Below are 18,180 nucleotides of genomic sequence, written 5' to 3' on the forward strand. Positions count from 1 at the left end.
TCGAAGGCGAACTCGCCCAGGTCGCCGGCCGGGGTGCTGGCCGGGGTGCCGGTGGGATGTTCCAGCGTCACCGTCCAGGGGCCGGCGCCGAGGACGCGGCCGGCGATGCGGTTCGGCCCGACGGTGAGCTCGACGGTCACGGCGCCGAGTTCGAAGGTCAGCTGATCGGTCCCGATGTCGCCGCCGCGAACTCCGGCGGGTTCGGCGGCCTCGGGTTCGAGCAGCTCGGCGAGCCCGCCGTCGAGATCACGCACGGCGAACAGCGCGTCGGCCCGGTCGGCCAGGCCGGGCGGGGCGGGATCGGGGGGCAGCGCCCGCCCGAGGTCGGCGAGCAGCCGTTCGTCGCTCATGATCGCCCCTTCACGGTTCGAATCCCGGTGGCAGCAACCGGCGCAGGGTGTCGAGGCAGCGGCGGCGGGTCGGGCCGAGCGACCCGCGGGGCCGGCCGAGCGCCGCCGCGATCTCGTCGTAGCTCAGGGCCGGGTCGGCGAGCAGCAGTTGCAGCAGCTGCCTGCAGTCGTGCCCGAGTCGGGCGAAGGCCGTCCGCAGCGCGGCCGCGCGCTCGTCGCGCAGCAACCGGGTGTCGGCCGGATCGGTGACGCCGGGGCGCAGCTCCAACGGCGACACCAACGGGATCTCGCGCCGCCGCACGGTCAGCCGCCGGGCCTCGTTGCGCACGATCATGCACAGCCACGCCCCGACGGCCTGCGGGTCACGCAGCTGGTGGGCCCGGTCGAGCAGGCGCAGCCAGGCCGTCTGCACGAGGTCTTCGGCGGTCGACGGGTCGACGCCGAACGAGCGGGCCACCGCGTACATCCGGGCCGAGTGCCGGGCCACCAGCAGCGACCAGGCCCGCCGCGCCACCGGGTGCTCGCCGGCCAGCGCACCGACCAGTTCGCCGTCGCTCGGCCCGGTTTCACCGGTGGGCAGCGTCTCTGCGCTCACCACGACCGCGATTCATCGACGCAGACCGACCGGTTCACGCCGGAATCGTATGGAGGACGGCGTATCCGGCACAACTTGACCAGGTCGTTGCCACCGTCGCCCCGGCGGCTTACAGTGCGTAACCGTGGTCACGATCGACGACGTGGCGCGCGCCGCCGGGGTGTCCACCAGCACGGTGTCCTACGCGCTGAGCGGCCGGCGCCCCATCTCGCCCGCCACCCGGGAACGGGTCGCCGCGGCGATCGCCGAGCTGGGGTACCACCCGCACGCCGGCGCGCGGGCGCTGGCGAGCAGCCGGTCGAGCGTCCTGGCCCTGGTGGCTCCGCTGCGGTCGGACATCAACGTGCCCGTGATCATGGAGTTCGTCACCGCGGTGGTCACGGCCGCGCGCGAACACAACTACGACGTCCTACTTCTGACAAAAGACGAGGGGACCGCGGGGCTGCAGCGCGTCGCGGGCGGCGCGATGGTCGACGCGTTGATCGTCATGGACGTGGAGAGCGACGACGCCCGCGTGCCCGCGCTGCTCGGGCTGCGCCAACCGTCGGTGCTGATCGGGCTGCCGACCGAGTCCACCGGGCTGAGCTGCGTCGACCTGGACTTCGAGGCGACCGCGCGGGCGTGCGTCGAGCACCTGGCCGACCACGGACACCGGCGGATCGCGCTCGTCGGGCCGGCACCCGGTGTCTACCAGCGGGGCACGAGCTACGCCAACCGCTTCCTCACCGGGTTCACCGGCGCCGTGACGGCGCTGGGCGAGCCGGTGGTCGCCGAACCGTGCGACCCCAGCCGGTCCGGCGTGCGCGACTGCCTCGACCGGATCGGGCCCGACTTCACCGCCCTGGTCGTCCACAACGAGGCGGCGCTGGTCCCGCTGCTCGACCTGCTCCGCGTCGACGGCCGCCGCGTGCCGGAGGACGTCTCGGTAGTGGCCGTCTGCCCGCGCGACGCGGTGCCGCCGCTGCCCGTCCGCCTGACCACGGCCGAGATCCCGGCGCACGAGGTGGGCACGCTGGCGGTCACGATGGCGATGCGCCTCCTCGACAGCCCGATCGCCACGGCACCGGAGACGAGGCTGCTCCCACCGGTGATCGTCCCCCGCGACAGCGTTGCCCCCGCGTCGTAACAGGATGATCAGTCTTGTCCATAGACGTCTACACTGATACAGTCGGCATCGCGCAAGCGCCACACGAAAAAGGGGTGCCCATGGCGGGGCACCCCTGCAATCGACAGGACTTGATCAGGTCCGCGCCCCCTTGAGGAGGCGGTTGACCAAGTCCCATATATCTATGTGATTGTCCACACCTGACATCCCAGACGAAGAGGCGATCGGGCCGCAAGCAAGGTCAGGTTACGACTGTCCTAAGTGGAGCTTTAGTGGCCTCGCCGCGCTCTGCGTCCACTGAGGACAGTCGGTCCGATCCGGCTGCGCTGCCTGCGACACTACTCGGCGCGGAGCGCGGTCGCCGCCCGGGTGCGGGCGGCCCAGCCCGCCGGGATCAGGGCGCCCAGCACCGCCAGCACGATGCCCGTCGCACCCAGGGCGAGCAGTTCCCACGGGTTGTACACCGCGATGAACTCGGGTGCGTAGCCGAAGCCGGCGGCGTCGAACATCACCGGCACGATCCAGCGGTGTACGCCCCAGCCGAGTGGGACCGCCAGCGCGCCGCCGACCAGGCCGACCGCGACCATCGAGGTCACCACCATCGTGCGGACCTGCCACGGCGTCATCCCGACGGACTTCAGCACCCCGATCTCGTGCACCCGCTCCCGCGTGTTGAGCACCACCGTGTTGAACACGCCCAGCGCCGCCACCGAACCGAGCAGCAGCGCCAGGATGCTGATCAGCGTGAGCATCACGGTGATCGCCTCGTTCTCCTGGGTGTCGGCGCTGACGATCGGGTCGGCGGACTGCCCCGCGAGCGCGGCCGACAGCGCGGAGACGTACCGGTGCGGGTCGGTGCCGGGCGTCAGGGCCACCTCGTACTGGCGCGGGGTCACCGGTCCGGCGATGCCGGTCAGCGTGGCCGCGTCCATGACGAGCGTCGGGTCGCCGCCGTTGAGCATCACCTCGCCGACGACCGTCACCCGGCGTTGGCCGGCCGCCGCGCTGACGGTGATCTCGTCGCCGACCTGTACACCGGTCAGCCGCAGCATCCGCGACGAGGCCACCACCTCGGACGGGCTCCGGTACCAGCGTCCGTCGATGATCGGATAGCCGGCCCAGGAGGCGTCGGCGTCGTAGGCGCGCACGTCGATCGGTTGGGTCGAGCCGGCGAGGCTGATGCTCGCCTCGCTCAGGCCGGCGATGTGCGCCGTTCCGGGTTGGGCCGCGATCACCGCGTGCACCGCGGCCGGATCAGCCGGCGTGCGGTCCGCGCCCGGTTTCGGCCCGGAAGCCGGATCGGCGTCGGGCCCGCCGCCCATATCTGGGCCCATCATCGCGACGAGCACCGGCGCCGCCTCCGTGCGGTTGACGCCCTCCGCCACCCGGGTCAGCGACGTCGCGAGCCCGGCCGCCAGCACGAACGTCGCGGCGCCCAGCAGCACGGCGACCACCGTGACCGCCGCGCGTGACGGCCGGGCGAGCGGCGCGGCCAGCCCCAGGCCGATCGGCCGCGGGAGGCGCATCCGCATCAGTGCCCGCCGGAGCCGGAATCCGTGCCCGGCGCGCGGTGCCCGGCCCACCGTGATCGCCTGCACGGCGGGCAGCCGTCCGGCGCGGGTGGCCGGCCCGACCGCCGACAACAGGACCAGCGCCGGTACGACGAGCAGCACCAGCGCGGGCACCCACACCGGCACGCTGGTTCCGCCCGCCACGCTGTAGGCGTCGGCGGTCATCGCGAGAATCGGGACGGCCAGCGCTGTTCCGGCCGCCACGCCCACGACGCAGGCCGGAACACCCACGGCCAGCACCTGCACGGCGTACCCGGTGACCACCTGCGCCGGCGAGAACCCGAGCGTCTTCTGGACGCCGATCGACCGGTACCCGGCCACCACCGCTCCCGCCACGACGTTCACCACGATCAGCGCCGACATCACCAGCCCGAGCACGGCGAACGCGACCACGAACGGCACCATCGGCTTCAGCGCCTCGTTGGCCCGCAGCTTCACCGCGAGATACGACGTCGAACCGGTCAGCGCGCCGGCCGGCAGTGCGCCCGTCGCCGAGGCCAGGCCCGACCGGATGTCGTCGTCGGTGCCGGCGGACGCGAACCGGTACAGCATCTGCAGGCTCGTCGGCGCGCTCAACTGATCCGGCCACACCCACGCACCGGCCGATCCGGTCACCGACTCGGCGATGCCCACGATCGTCACCGAGGACCCGTCGACGGTGACCGTGCTGCCGATCGTCCACGCCGTGTCGCCGGTGCGCACGAACTCGCGCGACAGCACGATCTGGCCGGTGCCGGTCAGCCACGTCCCCTCGTCGATGTGCAGGCGGTCGACGGATCCGCCGGCGTCGGAGCGGCCCACGACGAGCCCGACCGGCAGGCGCCGGCCACGCGCGCCGACCACCTGCGCCTCGACCGCGCCGAAGGGCCCGGCGGCCGCGGTCACTCCCGGCCGTCGGCCGGTCGCGGCGAGATCGGTGGTAGAAGTAATGGACGGATCGAAGCTCGCCATCGCGTGCGCGCCGTGCAGCCGCGCGAACGCGGATTCGAACGGTGCCGACGACGCGACGAGCAGCCCGAGGGCGAGCACCGTGGTGGCACTGGTCAGCAGCACCACCGTCGCGATCACCACGCTCTGCAGCCGCCGCCGCCGAACGGCCGCCCACGCAACGGTGATCACGCAGCAACCTGTTCACGAAGGTGACCGTCGCGGACCTCGACGACCCGGGTGGCGCACCGGGCCGCCAGCGCCGCGTCGTGGGTGACCAGCACGACGGTCTGACCGCCCTCGTTGAGGTCGCGCAGCAGGTCGGTGATCTGGTCGCCGGCGCGGGCGTCGACCGCACCGGTCGGCTCGTCGGCGAGCAGGATCGGCGGACGGTTGATCAGCGCACGGGCCACCGCCACCCGCTGCCGCTCGCCGCCCGACAGGCGCGCCGGGTAGGCGTTGGCGCGGCCGGCGATGCCGAGCGAGTCGAGCAGTTCGTCGGCACGGGCGGTCGCCGCGCGACGCGGCATACCGGTGAGCCGCGCCGGCAGGAGGACGTTGTCGCGGGCGGTCAACTCGTCGAGCAGGTGGAAGAACTGGAACACGATCCCGATGTGCCGGCGCCGGAACCGGGCCAGCGCCGTCTCCGACAGGCCGGTGAGGTCGGTTCCGGCCACCTCCACCCGGCCGTCGGTCGCCCGGTCGAGGCCCGCGATCAGGTTGAGCAGCGTCGACTTTCCGCTGCCCGACGGGCCCATCACCGCGACCGCCTCGCCCGCCGCGACGGAGAGGTCGACCCCGTCGAGGGCGGGCGGACCGGCGGACTCGTACCGCTTGCCAACGCCCGTGAGACGCACCAATTCGCTCATGGCCGGGACGGTAGGAGGTCGGTGTGGGGCCGCGGATCCGGCGCGAGGTGGTCATGGCGTACCGCATTTCGATGACGGGGGACGCGTGTCATCCCTGGGATGTACGCGTCCGGGGGGACGTGCGAACGGCGGCCGGTGCGCAGAATGGGTCCGTGCACCCGATCCTCCGCCGCCTTCCCTGGCGGGACCTCGCCCTCGTCGCGGTCCTGGCGGTCGCCATGGTGCTCTTCGACCGGTTCCTCCCGAACCTCCTGCGGGGCACGGGGCCGCAGGGGGGCGACATGCCGGCCCCGCCACTCGCCCGCAACGGGTCCGTGCTGCCCACCGACAACGACGAGAGCCCGGTCGGCCTCGTGCTGCTGGCGGTCCTGTTGATCGCGGGTCCGCTGGTGGTGCGGCGGCGATGGCCGCTGGCCTGCTTCGCGGTCCAATATCCGGTTTTGCTGGCGGCCGAGGCGGCCAACAACGTGCCGGCGCTGCTGGCGGTGCTGATCGGCGCCTACTCGGTGGCCGTCTACCTGCCGGCGGCGCTGTCGATGAGCACGCTGGTGGGCACGGCCGCGATCACCGCGATGATCGAGAGCGAGACGTGGCCACGGGTGCCCGGCTGGGCGGGGGTGTTCGTGATCCTGCTCCCCATCGGGCTGTTCGGGGTGGCGATCCGCAGCGCGCGCGAACGGGCGGAGGCGTCCCATCAACGGGCCGAGGCGCTGCAGCGCGAGCAGCAGGTCGGCACCCGGCTGGCCATCGTGCAGGAGCGCGCCCGCATCACCCGCGAGCTGCACGACGTGGTCACCCACCACGTCAGCGTGATGACGATCCAGGCCGGTGCCGCCGGCAAGGTGCTCGACGACCAGCCGGAACTGGCCCGCGAGGCGCTGGCGGCGATCGAGGCGAGCGGCCGGGAGACCATGGCCGAGCTCCGCCACCTGCTCGGCGCGCTGGCACCGGAGCCGGCCGACGCCGAGCTGCTCCGTCCGCAGCCGGGGCTCGACCAGCTCGACGCGCTGGTGGCCAACGTCCGGCAGGCGGGCCAGCCGGTCACGGTGAACCGCACGCCGGTCGACCTGCCGCGCGGGATGGACCTGGCCGCCTACCGGGTGGTGCAGGAGGGGCTGACGAACGCGCTGCGGTACGCGCCGGGCGCCCGCACCCGGATCAACATCGCGATGGACTGCCGCTGGTTCGTGGTCGAGGTGACGAACGACGCGCCGAAGCTCGAGGTCGAGCTCGACCCGGCGTACTGGTCGCACGCCGGGTCGGGCTCCGGGCTCATCGGGCTGGCCGAGCGGCTGCGCCTCTACGACGGCGAACTGGAGACCGGCCGGCGTCCCGGCGGCGGGTTCCGGGTTCGGGCCAGCATGCCTCTGGAGGTCGCATGACGCGCGTCCTGCTCGTCGACGACCTGGCGCTCGTCCGGTCGGGGTTCGGCATGATCCTCGCCAGCGCGGGCATCGAGGTGGTCGGTCACGCCGCCAACGGGAACGAGGCGGTGGCGGCCACCCGCCGGTTACGCCCCGACGTGGTGTTGATGGACATCCGCATGCCCGAATGCGACGGGCTGGAGGCCACCCGGCAGATCCTCGCCGATCCGCCACCGGCCAGCGACGGCGGGCCCGTGCGGATCCTGATCCTCACCACGTTCGACCTCGACCGGTACGTCTACGCGGCCCTCTCGGCGGGTGCCAGCGGCTTCCTGCTCAAAGACGTCACGCCCGATCAGCTGATCCACGCGGTCCGGGCGGTCCGTGACGGTGACGCGCTGCTCGCCCCCGCCATCACCCGCCGCCTCGTCGAGCGGTTCGCCCGTACCGACCCCGACAAGACGACGCTGCACCGCGACCTCGCCAGCCTCACCCCGCGCGAACTGGAGGTGCTGACCCTGCTCGCCGGCGGGCTGAGCAACATCGAACTCGCCGGAAAGCTCCACCTGAGCGAGGCGACGGTGAAGACCCACGTCACCCGGATCCTGACGAAGCTGCAGTTGCGTGACCGGGTGCAGGCCGTCGTCGTCGCGTACGAGACGGGGCTGGTGACGCCCGGCGGCGACGGAGGCCACTACTACGAGGTGTAGTAGATTGCCGGCGTGGCACTCGATGCATTGTCGGTCGACTCGGTGGTGGTGCGGTACGGGAACATCGCCGCGGTCGACGGGGCGTCGTTCGCGCTGCCGCGGGGTCGGGTGCTGGCGCTGCTCGGCCCGAACGGTGCCGGCAAGACGAGCCTGCTGCGGGTGTGCGAAGGCTTCCGCCGTCCCGACGGAGGGCGGGTGGCCACGCTGGGCGTCGACCCGTTCGCCGAGCGCGATCGGTTGATGCCCCGGGTCGGCATCATGCCGCAGGGCGGCGCGGTGCACCCGTTGGCCAAGGCCGGCGAACTGCTGCGGCTGTTCGCGTCGTACGCGGCCGACCCGGTCGACGTCGACTACCTGGCCGACCGCCTCGGCCTCGCACACACGCTGCGGCGGCCGTGCCGGCGGTTGTCCGGTGGCGAACTGCAGCGGCTCGCGCTGGCGCTGGCCGTCGTCGGGCGTCCCGAACTGGTCTTTCTCGACGAACCGACGGCCGGAATGGACGTCGAGGCCCGGCACACGACGTGGGCCGTCATCGCCGACCTGCGCGCCGCCGGCGTGTCGGTGCTGCTCACCACGCACCTGCTCGACGAGGCCGAGCGGCTGGCCGACGACGTGGTGATCGTCGATCGCGGCCGGGTGGTCGCGGCCGGGTCGCCGGCGCACCTGACCACCACGGCCGGCATCGACCGGCTGACGGTGCACGCCGACCCGGCACTGCCCGTCGCCGACGTGGCGGGCTGCACGGTGCGGGAGGAGGCGCCCGGCCGGTACACGGTGGACAGTCCACAAGGGACACTCGACGCCGCCGCGGCCGCCGCCGTACTCGGGTGGTTCGCGGCGCGGGGCGCGCACGTCACCGCGGTGCACAGCCAGCGCCGAACGCTGGAGGACGTATTTCTCGCAATGACCACGAGGAAGGCCGACCGGTGAACCCGTTCGCACCCGCGCCGGGACGCGGCCACCTCGTGGTGCTGCGCCACGCCCGCTTCGAGCTGACCATCAACGCGCGGCGGGCCGAGGCCGTCGTGCTCAGCCTCGGCGTGCCGATCCTCGGCCTGCTGGCCGTGGTGCTCACCGACGCGATCCGGCTGCCCACCGGCGACAGCGCCGGCGATCGCGCCGGGTTCGTGGTGCCGGGCGTGATCGCGCTGACCACCCTGTCGACCGCGTTCACCGGTCAGGCGATCTCCGTCGGCTACGAACGGTTCTACGGCGCGCTCGCACGCCTCGGCGCGTCGTCGCTGACCCGCACCGGGCTGGTCGCCGGCAAGACGCTGGCCACCGTGGTGCTCGTGCTGGCCCAGTCGCTGGTGGTCGCGCTGGTCGGGCTCGGCGTCGGCTGGCATCCGCACCCCGGCCACCTCGCCGCGGCGCTGGCGAGCACCCTGCTGGCGACGGCCGTCTACAGCGGACTCGCACTCACGCTGGCGAGCGTCACCCGCCCCGAGGCCACCACGGCCGCCGCCACGCTCGTCTACGCGGTGCTCCTCGTCGGCGGCGGCACGATGTTCCCCGCACCCGACCTCGGCGGCGCCGAGTACCTGCTCCCCGTCACCGCACATGCCGACGCGCTGCGGGCCGCGCTCACCGACGGCGCGGCCGCGCCGCTGCCGGCATGGTGCTCGCTCGGGCTGTGGTCGGTGGTCGCGGTGATCGCGGCCGTGCGGGCTTTCCGCTGGGATTAGGTGGACGGAGATGCGTCGGCAACCGTAGCCGCTGGGCGTTGCTGACACTTCGTTGTCACAGATTGCCCAACCCACCGATTCGAACGGTAAACTTCGATGGGGGGATGATGCTGTGCCGGACGAACTTATCATGACGATTGCGGCGGCGTTGGCTGCCCGGGGCGCCGACGCGTTGGTCGGTGGCGGACAGAGTGCCATCCAGGCGTTGGTCCGGTTGTTACGGGGCCGCTTCGCGCGTCGCCCCGACGCCGCCGCGGCACTCGAGGCGGCAGAAGAGAACTCGAACGACGAGTCGGCGGTCACGGCCCTGGCCGAGGCCATCGAGTCCGAGGCCGCAAGCGATCCGGCCTTCGCGGAGCAGCTGCGACGGCTGTGGGCCGAGGCCTCGACCCACTCGACCGCATCCGGCGGCGGTGTGGTCAACAACCTCAGCGGTACAGCCGAGAAAGCGGTGCAGGCACGCGACATCCGCGGTGATGTCAACTTCTGAGGCGGCCGGGAACCCGGAGCGAACCGTCAACGAGATCTCCGGCACCATTCACGGTCCCAGCGTGCAGGCAGGCACGATCCACGGCGGGATACACATCCACCGGACCGGTGATCCGCCGGTACTGCCGCGCCAACTGATCGCCACATCGCACACCTTTACGGGCCGCGACGATGAGTTGGCCGAGCTTGATGCGCTGCACAGCAGGGGAAACCGACTCGTCGTGCTGAGCGGGCCGGGCGGCGTGGGAAAGACCACGCTCGCGGTGCGCTGGGCGCACGGATCGGCCGAACGCTTCCGTGAAGGCCAGATCTATGTCGAACTCGGCGGCCAGCGGCCGGTCTCACCCGACGAGGCGTTGGGCACGATGCTCCGGGCACTCGGTGTTCAACCGGCGAACGTCCCCGGAAGCAGGGTCGAGAGATCGAGCATGTTGCGGTCGCTGACCGCCGGCCGCTCGCTCCTCGTGGTTCTCGACAACGCGGACTCCCCTGCCCAGATCGGTGATCTGTTGCCGGCTGGCGACGCCATGGTGGTGATCACAAGCAGGCACCGGATGGCCGATCTGGTGGCCAACGGTGCGGTGCTGGTCAACCTCGGGCCCTTCAGCTCCGAGGAAGGGATGCGGCTGTTGAGCAGAGCGGTCGGTTCCCGCGTTGCGCAGGAGCCTGAGCAGGCGCGGAAACTCGCGTCGTTGTGCGGTGGTCTGCCGATCGCATTGTGCGTCGCGGCCTCGCGACTGGCCAACCGTCCCCACCTCACGCTCGGCCGTCTCGTCGCCGAACTTGCCGACGAGACCGGTCGGCTGGCGCGGCTTTCCGTTCCGGACGGCTACTCGGTGCCAGCCGTCTTCGACACCTCCTACCGCTCGCTTCCGCGGTCGGCGGCGGTGCTCTACCGGAGGCTGGCGCTGCACCCGGGTCATGACTTCGGCCCAGGAGCCGTCGACGTCGTGCTGTCCCTTGCCCCGTCCGACGGGCGCCCCGGCGTCGACGATCTCGATCGGTTACTGGCGGCCAACCTCCTCGAAGAGATAGACGAGGAGAGGTTCCGCTTTCATGACCTGATCCGGCTGCACGCACACGGCCGGGCGGAGGCCGAGGAGACGTCCGCGGACCGATCCGGCGTGACCCGGGCGTTCATCGAGTGGTACCTGGCAGCCGCCCGAAAGGCCGACGAGGCGATCACGCCGTATCGGCGGCGACCCGGGTTCGACTGGAAATCCGAACCGGCGAACGTTCCGGTCCCCGGAGGGCGAGGAGATGCACTGGGTTGGTTCGAGCGGGAACTGGGCAATCTGACCGCAGCCGCCCAGACGGCGATGCGGCACGGATGGCCCGACCTGACATGGCAGCTGTGCGACGCACTTTGGCCGTTGTTCCTGAACCGCAAGCATTACCCGGTCCGGTTCGAGGTCGATGGCCTCGGCGTGGCAGCCGCGAGGGAATGGGGTGACGTCTGGGCCGAAGCTGTGATGACCAAGCGTCTCGGGCGGGCAAGTTGGACGCTCGGTGATCGTGCCGCGGCCGAGCGGCACACACGGGCCGCGATCGGTCTGTACACCCGCGCGAAAGATCCCGACGGCGTCGACGACGCGTGGGAGGGCTTCGCTGTGATGCTTCGGGACTCCGGCCGGGAGGCCGAGGCGGAGCGGATCCTCACCGAGGTGCTCGCGCGCAAGCGCGCCCGTGCCGATCCGCGCCGGATCGCGCTCACCCTGATCAACCTCGGGACGCTGCGTTCCCGCACCGGCGACCCGATCGGAGCGGTCACCCTGTTACGCGAGGCGGAACTCATTCTTGCGCGCCTGGTTTCGGTGGATCCCTACAACCTGGCGCGCGCGACGATCGCCCGTGCCGCCGCGCACCTTGCCGGCAATGACCTGGCGGAGGCGGCGCTCGCCGCGACGAGAGGTGCCGAACTCGCCGCGGCGAACGGATCGCAATTCGAACGGGCAGAAGCGCTCGCCCTGCTGGGATCGGTGGCGGAGCACCGGTCGGAACCGGCTCGAGCGGAGCGGTACTACCGCGTCGCGGTGGAGATCTTCGAAGGACTCGGATCGGGTCGCGCGGACGACCTACGGGCGGGCCTCGGCCGGATCGACACCGATGCCGCGGTCCCGAATCACCTCGAAGAGTGCGACGGCGAGGACCCGCGTCGCGTCGGCTGACCGCAACGCCTCCGGCAGACGCAGCAGGGCCCGTTCGCCGCTCCGCGTCCCGATCAGGACCCCACCCGTCTGATCGGGGACGAGCACCAACGTCACGTGTGGATACCGGCCGAGCAGGTAGGCGCAGTACTCCGACCCGGCTCGGTGATCCGACGGTGCGATGAGCACATCTGCCACGCCGGCGTTCCGGGGGTGTTGGAGGAACGGGTGGATGGTCACCACCACTACCGTCACGCCTGGGCCGCTCATGATGCCACCACCACAAGAGTCGACGTGGAGGGTGGGTCCGGCACCGGTGCAGGACCTCGGTGCCGACCCGGTTCGTCCAGACGGAGCAGTTCGTACAGTGCCCGCCTGATCAGCGTTCCGGCCTGACCCGGGCGCGACGTGATGGCCTGTACCACAGTGTCCCGGTCGAGTGGACGGGCGACCCCGAACTGTTCGGCGATCCGGCCCGAGAGATCCAGCCGGTCGGCCTGGCGCAGCACGATCGACTGCGCCGATCCGGGCCGGAGCCGATCGACACCGACGCCGGCCAGGCTCAGGACGGGACGCCCGATCGCGGCGGCGTACGCGGTGACCGAGCCGTGATCACCGACGACGTGGTCGGCGGCGATCACGGCGGCGCGCCAGTCATGGGTCGGATCGACCAGGCGCAACCCCGCTTCGGTGCAGTCGCGCAGCCAGGCCCGCACCTGGCGGACGCCGTGCGCACTCCACACCGCCGGATGTAGCACGACACCGACTCGGAAATGCGTTCCGGCCAGTTGTTCCATGAGCCGGGGCAGCAGGTCGACCGTGTTTCCGAAAAGTCCGTCGGCACCCCATGTGGAGCTCACCAGGATCAGCCGATCCCCGGAGGTGACCCCGAATCCCCGACGATAGCGATCACGGTGAGGAAGGCTGGATACGAGCCGGTCATAGCACGGATCTCCCACGACAACCGCCACACCCATCGCCTCCGGACATTGGTGGAGCAGGATGTCTGATTCGGCATCATGTGCGAGTAGGATCTTGCTCGCGAGCACCCGACCGTCTCGTGCCAATCGAGCTGAATCCAGCCCGTAGACGGTCTTTCGAGCCAACACCGGCCCACCGCGTTCCGGCTCCGCCGAATATTTCCCGCGTCCGGCGCCATGAGCCATCATGAGAATCGGGCCGTGTAACTCAGACAAGCCACCGTGCGCCGCCGCTATCACGAGATCAAACGTCAGCTTGGTCGCCTGCTCCCAGGGCAGCACCAGCGCGCCGAGATCGGATAGATGGCGGTGCACCGGATGATTGAAGGCGTCTGGAGCAACGGTGAACATGATTTGCACCCGTGGGTCGTCCTCGATGAGATCGAGGACGTCGAACAGCCGATGGCCGGCAACGAGAGTGTGCACAGCCACCAGCACGCTCCGGCATCCCATCCTGGTGTTCCATCGTCCGGAGTCCAATCCGACCGGTGCCGTTAACCATTCGTACGTCGACATTTCCTGGTCCCCCCATTCGCGGTTGAGCCCAGCATCGGTCGAGGGGTTGTCGGCCAGGTTGCGACTCCGCTTGCCGGGTCACTTGCATGTCGTCTGTCAGATCTAGGCGGCCGGGATGACCGGAATGGAATTTCAGATCATCGGTCCGACAACGCTCCGGCGAAACGGCCGACGTGTTCCGCTCGGTCCGGCGAAACAACGCGGCATGCTCGCGGTGCTGCTGTACCACGCCGGGGAACCGGTTCGGGTCAGTACGATGGTGGACCACCTGTGGGAGGGTCGCGACCCGGATGAATGTCGAGCGAACCTCTACGCGGTGACCAGCCGGGTCCGAGCGGTTCTCGGCGCGGCGGAAATCGGAGCGTCGTTGGTCCGGGTGAACGGTCTCGCCGCGTACCGGCTCGACGTGAATCCCGAGACCGTGGACTACCACCGGTTCAGCCGGCTGACGCGGAACGCGCGGGACGCGGCCGCCCGGAACGATTTCCAGGCATCGATAGCGGCGATCAGCGATGCGATTCCGCTATGGGGCGGCGAACCGGTTTCCGACTTGCGCGGGGAGCGCGCCGACGGACTGCGCAGGGAAATGCGTGGGGTCTGGCTGGGTGCGCACAAGTTGCTCGCGAAGTGCCGGCTCCGATCGGGCCAACCTGACCATGTTCTCGCCCAACTCGATTCACTCATTCACGATTTCAATCTCGACGAATCGCTCGCGCAATTGTGGATTTCGGCGCTGTGCGGGGTAGGTCGCGAGGATGATGCGCGCGCCTATCTGGATCAGTTCCGGGCGCGATACCTGAAGACAATTCGGGCCGAACCTCGCGTGCACGTGCCGGTGACGCATGCATCGATCTTCGCGCCGGGATCGCGATCGGAATTCCCGGCCGAGGCTGGACGTCCGCACCAGCTCCCGTCGGATCTCCGGGATTTCTCCGGCCGGATCGAACTGCTGGCAGAGCTCGATGCATTGACGAGCGCCAAGAACGGTTCCCGGGTGGTTGTGATCGGCGGAATGCCCGGCGCCGGGAAGAGCACGCTGGCGACCCACTTCGGCCATTTGCACCTCGACCGGTTCCCGGATGGGCAGCTTTACCTCGACGCGCATGCGTTCGGCCCTGCCCCCGCCGTTTCACCCGATGTCGCGTTGAGCGGATTCCTTCAGGCGCTCGGCGTACCGGTCGACCGCATTCCGGCCGGAGTAGAGCAGCGACGCGATCGGTTGAACCGGTTGCTGGTCGGTCGTCGTGTTCTGATCGTCATCGACAACGCCCGCGACGCGGACCAGGTCCGGCCGCTGCTGCCGGCCGCCGACGGCTGCCTGACGCTGATCACCAGCCGCAACCGGATGATGAGCCTCAGCGTCCGGGAAGGTGCCCGCCACGTCACGGTTGGCCCGCTCTCCGACCGGGCCAGCACTGCGCTGCTCGCTGGGATCATCGGCGCCCGGGCAGCGGCCGAACCGGGCGCCGTGCGGACCCTGGTACACCTCGCAGGTGGGCTTCCGCTGGCGCTTCGGCTCCTCGGCGAACAGGTGGCCGAGCGAAGCAGAACCGCCGTTGCGGACCTCGTGAGTCAACTCCGCATGCACGTTCTTGACGACGTCGGCGAGGCGGCTGGGCTGCGGACCGCATTCGCGTGGTCATATTCCTCGCTGACCGCCTCGGCCGCGCGGCTCTTCAGGACGCTCGGCAACCATCCCGGGATGAACATCGGGCCCGGTGCCGCCGCGGCGCTGGCGGGAATCGATCCGGACGAGGTGCCGCAGTTGCTGAACACGCTCGCGCGCGGGCACCTCATCAACCGCGAGGAGGCTCCGGATCGGTACCGTTTCCATGATCTGATCCGCAAGTACGCCACCGATCGCGCTCTTCGCGAGGACACCACCGACGACCTGACCGGGTCGATGCGAAGACTGGCCGACTTCTATCTGCTGTCGGCGGCACGCGCGGCCGCGCTGCTGGCCCCGAATCGCCCGGCGGTCCCCGATCTACCGACGCCGATCGACGTGGCACCGGAGTCGTTCACCGGCGGCGCCGAGTCGGCCGAGGAGACCGCGATCAAGTGGTGCCAACTGGAACGCGCCAACCTGGTGGCGGTCGCGAGCTGGGCCGGGCGGAACGGCCTGTTCCGACATGCGTGGCAGATACCTGCGGCGGTTCACGAGATCTTCGAACGCTACGGCCGTCAGGACGACATGCGTGAACTCCACGAGCTTGCGCTCCGCGCGGTTGACGAGGACGGCCACCTCGTCGGCCGCACAGCGACGTTGTGCAATCTCGGATCGATCTATGTTCGTCAGCGGGACTACACGCGGGCCCGGAAGAGTTTTGAGCAGGGCATCGACGTAGCCCGCCAGATCGGGCTCGACGTGGCCGAGACGGCCTGTTCGCACAACCTCGCCTCGCTGTTCCGGCGGACGGGCGAGCCGGCCCGCGCGATCGAGCTGTACCAGGATGTGCTCGCCCGGTTCCGCGCCGGGCGGAACGCAGCCGGAGAGGTGGCGGCGCTCCGCGGTCTGGCCGACGCGAGCCGCCGGTTGGGCCGGTTCGAGGCGGCGCTCGCATATCTCACGAGCGCGTTGTCGGTGCTCGATCGGGTCGGCTCCATGCGCGGGCACGGGGCCACTCACCACGACCTCGCAGACCTGTACCTCGTCCTCGGCCAGCTTGGTGCTGCCCGGAACCACATCGCGATGGCGTTGCGGATCCATGCCCGGATCAAGGACGACGCGGCCCACTGCGAAGCGTTCGCCACCAGCGCCGACATCGCGCTGGCGTCCGCCGAGAACCAGGCCGCGATGACCGCTTGTGAGCGCGCTCTCACGCTCGCCGACGAGCTTGGTGACTCGTGTCAGCGGGCCCGAATCCTGGCCATTCTGGCCGATGCGCAGACTGCCCTGGGCGATCACGCCGCTGCGAGCCGTGCACACGCCGCAGCCGTGCGCATCGTCGACGATCTGGTCGCTCCCGAGGCCGACGAGATCCGGGACCGGCTGGCAGCCGCCCGTCCGTCCCTCCCGTAGCCGTCGGTCAGCGACCACCCCAGGGAGCGGCGAACTCGTTCGGCCGTGAGATCAAGGCACCAGACCGAGTGGGAGCGCCGGTGCCGGCAGGGTCGGGATCGGAATCGGGATGGGCAGGGTTGGTACCGGTATGTCCGGTACATCGGGGATGATGTCCTCGACGGGTGGGTCGGGGTTGGTGCCGCCACCGCCCGGCTGGCCCGGCACACCGGGGACGGCCGGCACACCGCCGCCGGGTGGGGTGGCGGGGGCGGTGGTGGGCGGCGCCGACGTCGGGGCAGACGGTGTGGGAGTGACCGGGTTGTCGCGTTCGGCGTCGGTGGGGGGAAGGGTCCGGCGGATCTCCTCGATCTGGGCGCGGAGACGGCTGGCCAGTTCCGGATCGTCGACCCGCTCGACCTCGTCGGCCGCCTTGTCGAGCGTGCGGCGGGCGTCGGCGTAGCGGCCGGTGGCGGCGGCCTCGCGGGCCAGGCCGATGGTGTGCTCGGCGAGCCGCAGGTCGGACCGCTCCGGGTAGAGGACGCGGGCGATCGGCCACAACGGGCTCTCCGGACCGGCCTGGCCCGCGCCAACGGCGAGCCCGCCGATCAGGAGTCCGGCCGCGGCCATGCCGGTGACGTACCGCCGCACCCGCGGTCCCGGTCGCCACCGACGCGGTCGCCCGGCCGGGACTGGCCGCACCGGCACGCCGGCGCCATCCGCCACACCGGCTCCGGCCGGCTTCAGCTCCGAAACTGTCCCGGCGCCGCCGCCCAACTCGGCGGCCAAATCGGCAACACCGGCCAACGTGGTGCCATCGGCCGGCTCGGCGGCATCGACCGGCCCGGCATCCGCCGGCTCGGTGTTTGCCAGTTCGGCCAGCATCGCGGTCATGTCGAAGTCGGTCGGTTGGTCGGCGTCGAGGTCGGTGCGCCAGGCGGCCAGGACGCCGGCCAGCTTGTCGTCGTCCGGCGCCGGGTCGCCCCGGCCCAGGGCGTCGAGCAAGGCGTCGTCAGCGGCGATCACGGTCAGGTCCAGGTTGGCGTCATCGCGTCGAGTGCTCATGCCGTGCCTCCCAAGGAAGCAACCAGAGACCCGCGGCACGAGCGCCTCCGCTCCGCTCCGGCACTCATGCTGTGCCTCCCAGGGGAAGCAACCAGAGACCCGCGGCACGAGCGCCTCCGCTCCGCTCCGGCACTCATGCCGCCACCTCCCTCAGGGAGTCCGCTGCAAGCGTACGGAGCCGGGCCAATGCGCGGGACTGGGTGACGCGCACCGCCGCAGCCGTCATGCCGACGACCTCGCCGACCTCTTCGGCCGACAGGCCCACGGCGACCCGCAACAGTACGATCTCGCGGTGGGTCTCGGACAACCGGGCCAGCAGGCCGGACAGGCGGCGGGCCAGGTCGTTGCGTTCGGCGGACTGCTCCGGGCCCGGCTCGGTGGTGTCGGGCTCGTCGCTGATCTCGGCCACCGGCGCGGCGACCGAGTTGCGGACGGCGGCGCGTTGGGCGTCGGCGACCTTGTGTGCGGCGATGCCGTAGACGAACGCCGAGAACGGCTTGCCGACGTCGCGGTAGGTGGGTAGGGCCCGCAGCAGGGCCAGGCACACCTCCTGGGCCACGTCGTCGGCCGTGGTGTAGGCGCCGCCGATCCGGCCGAGGCGGGCGCGGCAGTAGCGGACCAGTCCGGGGCGTAGCTCGGTCAGCAGGACCGCCATCGCGTCGGCATCCCGGCGGGCGGCCCTGCGCACGAGATCGGTGTCGATAGCGGCGGTCATCTGCACCTTCGTCACTGGGGCAACCCGCACCGTAGCGCCATCGCCGCCCGGGCACCACTCGGGGACAGCATCGAAGGTCGCTGTTGCAAAA

At 71.0% G+C, this 18,180-nt stretch carries 16 protein-coding genes; 8 read left to right on the top strand and 8 right to left on the bottom strand.

The features are described from left to right. Window positions 1-350: hypothetical protein (locus Vau01_RS00690; protein WP_203985786.1), on the bottom strand; the 350-nt coding region annotated here is incomplete at its 3' end. A gap of 10 nt (window positions 351-360) precedes the next feature. Then, entirely contained in the window at window positions 361-948 is a 588-nt protein-coding gene (locus Vau01_RS00695) for an RNA polymerase sigma factor (protein WP_203985789.1), read from the bottom strand. Between the two features lie 121 nt (window positions 949-1,069). Between Vau01_RS00695 and Vau01_RS00700 the strand changes: the two genes are divergently transcribed. Further along, the gene (locus tag Vau01_RS00700; RefSeq protein ID WP_203985792.1) at window positions 1,070-2,071 is read left to right on the top strand and encodes a LacI family DNA-binding transcriptional regulator; all 1,002 of its coding nucleotides are present in this window, start codon (window positions 1,070-1,072) and stop codon (window positions 2,069-2,071) included. Between the two features lie 317 nt (window positions 2,072-2,388). On the opposite strand, the gene Vau01_RS00705 is transcribed toward Vau01_RS00700, so the two are convergent. Both Vau01_RS00705 and Vau01_RS00710 read right to left on the bottom strand, forming a co-directional pair. Further along, complete coding sequence (locus tag Vau01_RS00705; protein ID WP_203985795.1) at window positions 2,389-4,740, bottom strand: ABC transporter permease; 2,352 nt, start codon at window positions 4,738-4,740, stop codon at window positions 2,389-2,391. Further along, window positions 4,737-5,417: an ABC transporter ATP-binding protein gene (locus Vau01_RS00710; protein WP_203985799.1), complete on the bottom strand. Its 681-nt coding sequence runs from the start codon at window positions 5,415-5,417 to the stop codon at window positions 4,737-4,739. The genes Vau01_RS00705 and Vau01_RS00710 overlap by 4 nt, the downstream gene beginning before the upstream one ends. A gap of 152 nt (window positions 5,418-5,569) precedes the next feature. Between Vau01_RS00710 and Vau01_RS00715 the strand changes: the two genes are divergently transcribed. The 6 genes from Vau01_RS00715 to Vau01_RS00740 all read left to right on the top strand — a co-directional run bounded on the left by Vau01_RS00715 (window position 5,570) and on the right by Vau01_RS00740 (window position 11,833). Continuing rightward, entirely contained in the window at window positions 5,570-6,799 is a 1,230-nt protein-coding gene (locus tag Vau01_RS00715; protein WP_203985802.1) for a sensor histidine kinase, read from the top strand. After that, entirely contained in the window at window positions 6,796-7,491 is a 696-nt protein-coding gene (locus Vau01_RS00720) for a response regulator (RefSeq protein ID WP_203985805.1), read from the top strand. Before Vau01_RS00715 ends, Vau01_RS00720 begins: the two co-directional genes overlap by 4 nt. 12 nt (window positions 7,492-7,503) lie before the next feature. Next, window positions 7,504-8,421, top strand: a complete 918-nt coding sequence (locus Vau01_RS00725) for an ABC transporter ATP-binding protein (protein ID WP_203985808.1) — start codon at window positions 7,504-7,506, stop codon at window positions 8,419-8,421. After that, the gene (locus Vau01_RS00730) at window positions 8,418-9,176 is read left to right on the top strand and encodes an ABC transporter permease (RefSeq protein ID WP_203985811.1); all 759 of its coding nucleotides are present in this window, start codon (window positions 8,418-8,420) and stop codon (window positions 9,174-9,176) included. The genes Vau01_RS00725 and Vau01_RS00730 overlap by 4 nt, the downstream gene beginning before the upstream one ends. Before the next feature lie 112 nt (window positions 9,177-9,288). After that, window positions 9,289-9,666: a hypothetical protein gene (locus Vau01_RS00735; protein ID WP_203985813.1), complete on the top strand. Its 378-nt coding sequence runs from the start codon at window positions 9,289-9,291 to the stop codon at window positions 9,664-9,666. After that, window positions 9,653-11,833, top strand: coding sequence for an ATP-binding protein (locus Vau01_RS00740; RefSeq protein ID WP_239151193.1), 2,181 nt, complete (start codon window positions 9,653-9,655; stop codon window positions 11,831-11,833). Before Vau01_RS00735 ends, Vau01_RS00740 begins: the two co-directional genes overlap by 14 nt. On the opposite strand, the gene Vau01_RS00745 is transcribed toward Vau01_RS00740, so the two are convergent. Both Vau01_RS00745 and Vau01_RS00750 read right to left on the bottom strand, forming a co-directional pair. Continuing rightward, window positions 11,741-12,082 (bottom strand): hypothetical protein, encoded by a 342-nt coding sequence (locus Vau01_RS00745; RefSeq protein WP_203985818.1) that lies wholly within the window; start codon window positions 12,080-12,082, stop codon window positions 11,741-11,743. The two genes, Vau01_RS00740 and Vau01_RS00745, sit on opposite strands and share 93 nt — an antisense overlap. Continuing rightward, entirely contained in the window at window positions 12,079-13,230 is a 1,152-nt protein-coding gene (locus Vau01_RS00750; protein ID WP_203985821.1) for a hypothetical protein, read from the bottom strand. The genes Vau01_RS00745 and Vau01_RS00750 overlap by 4 nt, the downstream gene beginning before the upstream one ends. A gap of 202 nt (window positions 13,231-13,432) precedes the next feature. On the opposite strand from Vau01_RS00750, the gene Vau01_RS00755 reads away from it, so the two are divergent. Then, the gene (locus Vau01_RS00755) at window positions 13,433-16,330 is read left to right on the top strand and encodes an AfsR/SARP family transcriptional regulator (RefSeq protein ID WP_203985824.1); all 2,898 of its coding nucleotides are present in this window, start codon (window positions 13,433-13,435) and stop codon (window positions 16,328-16,330) included. Window positions 16,331-16,381: 51 nt separating this feature from the next. On the opposite strand, the gene Vau01_RS00760 is transcribed toward Vau01_RS00755, so the two are convergent. Both Vau01_RS00760 and shbA read right to left on the bottom strand, forming a co-directional pair. After that, window positions 16,382-17,374 (bottom strand): anti-sigma-D factor RsdA, encoded by a 993-nt coding sequence (locus Vau01_RS00760; RefSeq protein ID WP_203985827.1) that lies wholly within the window; start codon window positions 17,372-17,374, stop codon window positions 16,382-16,384. Between the two features lie 133 nt (window positions 17,375-17,507). Beyond that, a complete protein-coding gene (gene shbA / locus Vau01_RS00765) occupies window positions 17,508-18,089 on the bottom strand; it encodes an RNA polymerase sigma factor ShbA (RefSeq protein ID WP_203985830.1) in 582 nt (193 codons plus the stop codon). Window positions 18,090-18,180: the final 91 nt, after the last annotated feature.

Source organism: Virgisporangium aurantiacum, from assembly GCF_016863635.1.
In the GTDB taxonomy this organism is placed as follows: domain Bacteria; phylum Actinomycetota; class Actinomycetes; order Mycobacteriales; family Micromonosporaceae; genus Virgisporangium; species Virgisporangium aurantiacum.

Bases quoted from the DNA above. Each gene is read 5' to 3' on its own strand.
- Vau01_RS00710 (WP_203985799.1), bottom strand. From the start codon at position 5,417: ATGAGCGAATTGGTGCGTCTCACGGGCGTTGGCAAGCGGTACGAGTCC.
- Vau01_RS00720 (WP_203985805.1), top strand. From the start codon at position 6,796: ATGACGCGCGTCCTGCTCGTCGACGACCTGGCGCTCGTCCGGTCGGGG.
- Vau01_RS00740 (WP_239151193.1), top strand. From the start codon at position 9,653: ATGTCAACTTCTGAGGCGGCCGGGAACCCGGAGCGAACCGTCAACGAG.
- Vau01_RS00745 (WP_203985818.1), bottom strand. From the start codon at position 12,082: ATGAGCGGCCCAGGCGTGACGGTAGTGGTGGTGACCATCCACCCGTTC.
- Vau01_RS00755 (WP_203985824.1), top strand. From the start codon at position 13,433: ATGGAATTTCAGATCATCGGTCCGACAACGCTCCGGCGAAACGGCCGA.
- Vau01_RS00760 (WP_203985827.1), bottom strand. From the start codon at position 17,374: ATGAGCACTCGACGCGATGACGCCAACCTGGACCTGACCGTGATCGCC.
- shbA (WP_203985830.1), bottom strand. From the start codon at position 18,089: ATGACCGCCGCTATCGACACCGATCTCGTGCGCAGGGCCGCCCGCCGG.